This is a genomic window from Staphylococcus sp. GDY8P47P (genome assembly GCF_016892225.1).
GTDB classification, from domain to species: domain Bacteria; phylum Bacillota; class Bacilli; order Staphylococcales; family Staphylococcaceae; genus Staphylococcus; species Staphylococcus borealis.
The window spans coordinates 1-2366 of sequence record NZ_JAFENV010000023.1 but is presented as its reverse complement, the minus strand read 5'-3'; the positions used below and the strand labels follow the sequence as shown (position 1 = coordinate 2366).

The following is a 2366-nucleotide window of genomic DNA, read 5'->3' as shown; positions in this document are numbered from 1 at the left end:
ACACACTAGACTTATTTACCGAGTCGTTAAACCGTGTGCTCTACGACCAAAAGTATAAAACCTTTAAGAACTTTCTTTTTTCTTGTAAAAAAAGAAACTAGATAAATCTCTCATATCTTTTATTCAATAATCGCATCAGATTGCAGTATAAATTTAACGATCACTCATCATGTTCATATTTATCAGAGCTCGTGCTATAATTATACTAATTTTATAAGGAGGAAAAAATAAAGAGGGTTATAATGAACGAGAAAAATATAAAACACAGTCAAAACTTTATTACTTCAAAACATAATATAGATAAAATAATGACAAATATAAGATTAAATGAACATGATAATATCTTTGAAATCGGCTCAGGAAAAGGGCATTTTACCCTTGAATTAGTACAGAGGTGTAATTTCGTAACTGCCATTGAAATAGACCATAAATTATGCAAAACTACAGAAAATAAACTTGTTGATCACGATAATTTCCAAGTTTTAAACAAGGATATATTGCAGTTTAAATTTCCTAAAAACCAATCCTATAAAATATTTGGTAATATACCTTATAACATAAGTACGGATATAATACGCAAAATTGTTTTTGATAGTATAGCTGATGAGATTTATTTAATCGTGGAATACGGGTTTGCTAAAAGATTATTAAATACAAAACGCTCATTGGCATTATTTTTAATGGCAGAAGTTGATATTTCTATATTAAGTATGGTTCCAAGAGAATATTTTCATCCTAAACCTAAAGTGAATAGCTCACTTATCAGATTAAATAGAAAAAAATCAAGAATATCACACAAAGATAAACAGAAGTATAATTATTTCGTTATGAAATGGGTTAACAAAGAATACAAGAAAATATTTACAAAAAATCAATTTAACAATTCCTTAAAACATGCAGGAATTGACGATTTAAACAATATTAGCTTTGAACAATTCTTATCTCTTTTCAATAGCTATAAATTATTTAATAAGTAAGTTAAGGGATGCATAAACTGCATCCCTTAACTTGTTTTTCGTGTACCTATTTTTTGTGAATCGATTATGTCTTTTGCGCATTCACTTCTTTTCTATATAAATATGAGCGAAGCGAATAAGCGTCGGAAAAGCAGCAAAAAGTTTCCTTTTTGCTGTTGGAGCATGGGGGTTCAGGGGGTGCAGTATCTGACGTCAATGCCGAGCGAAAGCGAGCCGAAGGGTAGCATTTACGTTAGATAACCCCCTGATATGCTCCGACGCTTTATATAGAAAAGAAGATTCAACTAGGTAAAATCTTAATATAGGTTGAGATGATAAGGTTTATAAGGAATTTGTTTGTTCTAATTTTTCACTCATTTTGTTCTAATTTCTTTTAACAAATGTTCTTTTTTTTTTAGAACAGTTATGATATAGTTAGAATAGTTTAAAATAAGGAGTGAGAAAAAGATGAAAGAAAGATATGGAACAGTCTATAAAGGCTCTCAGAGGCTCATAGACGAAGAAAGTGGAGAAGTCATAGAGGTAGACAAGTTATACCGTAAACAAACGTCTGGTAACTTCGTAAAGGCATATATAGTGCAATTAATAAGTATGTTAGATATGATTGGCGGAAAAAAACTTAAAATCGTTAACTATATCCTAGATAATGTCCACTTAAGTAACAATACAATGATAGCTACAACAAGAGAAATAGCAAAAGCTACAGGAACAAGTCTACAAACAGTAATAACAACACTTAAAATCTTAGAAGAAGGAAATATTATAAAAAGAAAAACTGGAGTATTAATGTTAAACCCTGAACTACTAATGAGAGGCGACGACCAAAAACAAAAATACCTCTTACTCGAATTTGGGAACTTTGAGCAAGAGGCAAATGAAAAACAAGAAAATGCATTATCTGATTATTATTCTTTCAAGGACTAGTATAACATAAAATCGTCTACAAATAGACAAAAAACCTGCACGCTTAATGTAGATCAAAAGCTTAACGCAAATGAAATAGATTGACCTCCCAATAACACCACGTAGTTATTGGGAGGTCAATCTATGAAATGCGATTAAGCTTTTTCTAATTCACATAAGCGTGCAGGTTTAAAGTACATAAAAAATATAATGAAAAAAAGCATCATTATACTAACGTTATACCAACATTATACTCTCATTATACTAATTGCTTATTCCAATTTCCTATTGGTTGGAACCAACAGGCGTTAGTGTGTTGTTGAGTTGGTACTTTCATGGGATTAATCCCATGAAACCCCCAACCAACTCGCCAAAGCTTTGGCTAACACACACGCCATTCCAACCAATAGTTTTCTCGGCATAAAGCCATGCTCTGACGCTTAAATGCACTAATGCCTTAAAAAAACATTAAAGTCTAACACACTA

2 protein-coding genes are annotated in these 2366 nt (G+C 31.2%); both read left to right on the top strand.

Annotated elements, in window-relative coordinates:
- Positions 1-242: 242 nt before the first annotated feature.
- Positions 243-977: a 23S rRNA (adenine(2058)-N(6))-methyltransferase Erm(C) gene (gene erm(C), locus JVV30_RS09865; RefSeq protein WP_001003263.1), complete on the top strand. Its 735-nt coding sequence runs from the start codon at positions 243-245 to the stop codon at positions 975-977.
- A 447-nt stretch (positions 978-1424) separates the two neighbouring features.
- Complete coding sequence (locus JVV30_RS09860; RefSeq protein ID WP_000664727.1) at positions 1425-1901, top strand: replication/maintenance protein RepL; 477 nt, start codon at positions 1425-1427, stop codon at positions 1899-1901.
- Positions 1902-2366: the final 465 nt, after the last annotated feature.

Excerpts from the sequence above, each read along its gene's own strand:
- JVV30_RS09860 (WP_000664727.1), top strand. The coding sequence starts at position 1,425 with ATGAAAGAAAGATATGGAACAGTCTATAAAGGCTCTCAGAGGCTCATA.